At 29.2% G+C, this 2,950-nt stretch carries 5 protein-coding genes; all 5 read left to right on the forward strand.

Features of this window, described 5'->3' with window-relative positions; genetic code table 11:
- Positions 1 to 63 precede the first annotated feature (63 nt).
- The 5 genes from H6W52_RS20945 (at position 64) to H6W52_RS20965 (ending at position 2,905) form a co-directional block, all read left to right on the forward strand.
- Positions 64 to 222, forward strand: coding sequence for an RHS repeat-associated core domain-containing protein (locus H6W52_RS20945; protein WP_228457620.1), 159 nt, complete (start codon positions 64 to 66; stop codon positions 220 to 222).
- Between the two features lie 357 nt (positions 223 to 579).
- The gene (locus H6W52_RS20950) at positions 580 to 861 is read left to right on the forward strand and encodes a hypothetical protein (protein WP_185216966.1); all 282 of its coding nucleotides are present in this window, start codon (positions 580 to 582) and stop codon (positions 859 to 861) included.
- A 3-nt stretch (positions 862 to 864) separates the two neighbouring features.
- A complete protein-coding gene (locus H6W52_RS20955) occupies positions 865 to 1,653 on the forward strand; it encodes a hypothetical protein (protein WP_116100062.1) in 789 nt (262 codons plus the stop codon).
- A 259-nt stretch (positions 1,654 to 1,912) separates the two neighbouring features.
- Positions 1,913 to 2,455: a hypothetical protein gene (locus H6W52_RS20960; RefSeq protein ID WP_116100061.1), complete on the forward strand. Its 543-nt coding sequence runs from the start codon at positions 1,913 to 1,915 to the stop codon at positions 2,453 to 2,455.
- Between the two features lie 3 nt (positions 2,456 to 2,458).
- A complete protein-coding gene (locus tag H6W52_RS20965) occupies positions 2,459 to 2,905 on the forward strand; it encodes a hypothetical protein (RefSeq protein WP_185216969.1) in 447 nt (148 codons plus the stop codon).
- The last annotated feature ends 45 nt before the right edge of the window (positions 2,906 to 2,950 follow it).

Below are 2,950 nucleotides of genomic sequence, written 5' to 3' on the forward strand. Positions count from 1 at the left end.
GTAAAGCCTCGCGCGAAAAAAAACCGGAGTAGGAAGTCTGGAAAAAGTTGAGCAGACTACGACATGTATGATTACGGCGCAAGGTTTTATATGGCAGACATCGGACGTTGGGGAGTCGTTGATCCACTCGCGGAAATGAACAGAAGATTTGCACCTTATAATTATGCTGTCAATAATCCGATTATGTTTATTGATCCTGATGGAAGGAATGCAGATGTATAGGAATTAAATTCTGATAATGGTAATCTTACTAAAATTGAAGAGAATGACAAAGTAGATGAACTATACATAGTAGATAATAAAGGAAATAGGAAAACAGATTCTGCAGGTAATCAGGTGAAGTTTACAATGGAAAGGGATGAACAAATAGAAGAGAGAATAACTTCTTCAGATTCTGTAATTTACACTCCTTGAGTAGATGGTAAGCGTATTGAAACAACTAAAGAAATTCCTTTTGAAATTTTTTCTTTTGAAAACCAGAATAATGCAAAATCATTTTTCGAGTTTTTAGAAAAAAACTCGAACGCAGGAAATGAATTTGATTTATTACAGTATACTCAAAATGGTCAAGACAAAGGAATGGTAGGAAGGACATTACAGTTTAGTTTTCTACCTAGATTTGAAAAGGATGGAACTTTTGGAGCATTTCTACCCACTGTTAGCTTAGGCTATTATTCAAATATGTTAAAAACTACATCTGGAATTAGTTTGATGAAAAGTGAATTTTACCATTCACATCCTAACGAAGGAATTAATCCGATTCCTTCACCTGCTGATATAAATTCTGGTCAAAATGATACAATTCCCATTCCTAAAATGGGTGTTTACAGTGGAGGAGTTTATAATTTATATAAGAAATAGAAAATGAAAAATATTATAACCTTTATAGCCATTTTTTTTTCAATACTGTCATTTTCTCAGACAAATGATATTATTCAATTTAATGATTGTATAAAAAGATTGATTGCTACAAACTTTAAGTCAATGGAAATTATAGTTTCTAAAAATGGCAGTTTAGTTTTAGACAAAAAATATATATACGAAAAAATTAATAACGAAATCATTATCTATGATTATAGTGCTAATAAAAAAGAAAATTTTCTTCAGACAAATGTTAAAATAGATGCAAATGGAAACATAACTGAATTAAGAGATATATTTAAAGGAAATGTATTAGAAGGAGATAAATTTATAATTAAGCAATATGAATTAAAGAAAAAAGTTTTAATTGATAAGGATAATATACAAATAACTTCTTATAATAGTAAAAATGAAATCATCTCTAAAGAGATTATTTTATTAGACAATAAAATGAAGAAAGTAGAATCCATTTTATCTTTTTATATGCCTAATGATATATTAATTTCAGAAATTGAAAAATTTAAATGGAATTCTGATGGAACAGCTTATGATTATGAAAAATTACAATTTTCATATCCAAAGCAAAAAGTAATTGGACGATATGAGATTAATAAATACGGTGATATAGAGTCTTTTAAAGGAAACCTTTTTATTAATAATACTCAGGAAGATGCAAGTTTTAATTTTGACAAAAAAATTAAAAAATTTGATTCAAAAGGAAATTTAGTACAAGTATACAAGATTGATAATAAAGTTCAAACTCTCATTGAGGAAAGAAAAATTATTTACTAAATCTTATCAAGCGGATTTGTAACCTGATCACCCCGCTCTCGCGGATTTGTAACCCGATGGAAGAGCTCCTTTTGGAGATTATTTTGGAATAAATGGACAGTATTTAGGATGGGATGGCAAGAATGATAACCGGGTAATTGTAGCTTTAACTAATACTACACAGCAAGCAATCCAAAATACACTGTCATCAGGAGGGGTGGTAAATGAAAGTGCCTATTCAGATCTAATTAGCAATCCTACTCAAGGGGAAATCAGTGCAATGGATACTGCTTTCGCAAACACTGAAGCTAACAATATGCAAGAACAAGGTTTTGCTGTAGAGAATAATGGTGGCTCTCAATCAATAGAAACTGTTTCTAATAATAATGCTGGAACGGTCAATGTTGGTCCTGCTGAGCGAGCACTTGTTAAAAATGGTTTTACTGTTGCTTATAATGGGCACAGCCATGGAGCAGTTATAAAACAAGAAAGTAATGGTACTATAAAAATTGGGGGAAATGGCTCGTCAACTACAGATAGAAATGAAATATCAACAATTCCAGATGTTGTATTGGGATACAATGTTGCAGGTAATACAGGGAGTATAACGACTGCAGACTATAGTAGTACAAGTAATAATGTAGGTAAATGGATGCCGCTTAGTAACCCTGGTTCCTATCCGAAAACAATTACACATTATAATCAAAACGGCAATATCAATACTATGGATTATGGTACTTTTAAATCAAATACAAGTAATATTAGAATTCAAGCACAAGTTTTTCAAGTGATGAGAAATTTAAATACTTTACTTAAGCCCTAAAAAATGAAAAAAAAATTAATTCTATTATTTTCTTTTGTTAGCATTGTATGTTTTGGCCAAAAGATAAATTTGCAAGACATTATTAAAAATTCCTATTCTGCAAATAGGGACATTAACATAGTAAAAGGGTATAAAATCAATTATATATTACCCTATGAAATCGATTTTATAAATAAAAAATATGATTCAAAAAGTAATGTTAATTTATATTCTAATAAGAATGAGTTTTTAAATTATTCAAAAACTCAAGATGGTGATGTATTAATACTAACTATTATATATGAAAATTTAAGAAATAATTATATAGATCTAGTATTAGAAATTGATAAAACTGATTATCAAAAATATAATAATGAAAGACCTTTTTTGGTATTTGAGGACAAACGTAGTGTTAGATTAAAATATGACGTTAATAAAGGATTGGATATGCAAATAAAAATTCCAGTATAAGTTAAGCTACATTTTGATAAATTTTGTTTTGATTGTTAAACTCTT

Source organism: Chryseobacterium sp. C2(2020) (assembly GCF_014218915.1).
Taxonomy (GTDB): domain Bacteria; phylum Bacteroidota; class Bacteroidia; order Flavobacteriales; family Weeksellaceae; genus Chryseobacterium; species Chryseobacterium mucoviscidosis.

What these genes read in the sequence shown, in the direction of transcription:
- H6W52_RS20945 (WP_228457620.1), top strand. Translation starts at nt 64, where the DNA reads ATGTATGATTACGGCGCAAGGTTTTATATGGCAGACATCGGACGTTGG.
- H6W52_RS20950 (WP_185216966.1), top strand. Translation starts at nt 580, where the DNA reads ATGGTAGGAAGGACATTACAGTTTAGTTTTCTACCTAGATTTGAAAAG.
- H6W52_RS20955 (WP_116100062.1), top strand. Translation starts at nt 865, where the DNA reads ATGAAAAATATTATAACCTTTATAGCCATTTTTTTTTCAATACTGTCA.
- H6W52_RS20960 (WP_116100061.1), top strand. Translation starts at nt 1,913, where the DNA reads ATGGATACTGCTTTCGCAAACACTGAAGCTAACAATATGCAAGAACAA.
- H6W52_RS20965 (WP_185216969.1), top strand. Translation starts at nt 2,459, where the DNA reads ATGAAAAAAAAATTAATTCTATTATTTTCTTTTGTTAGCATTGTATGT.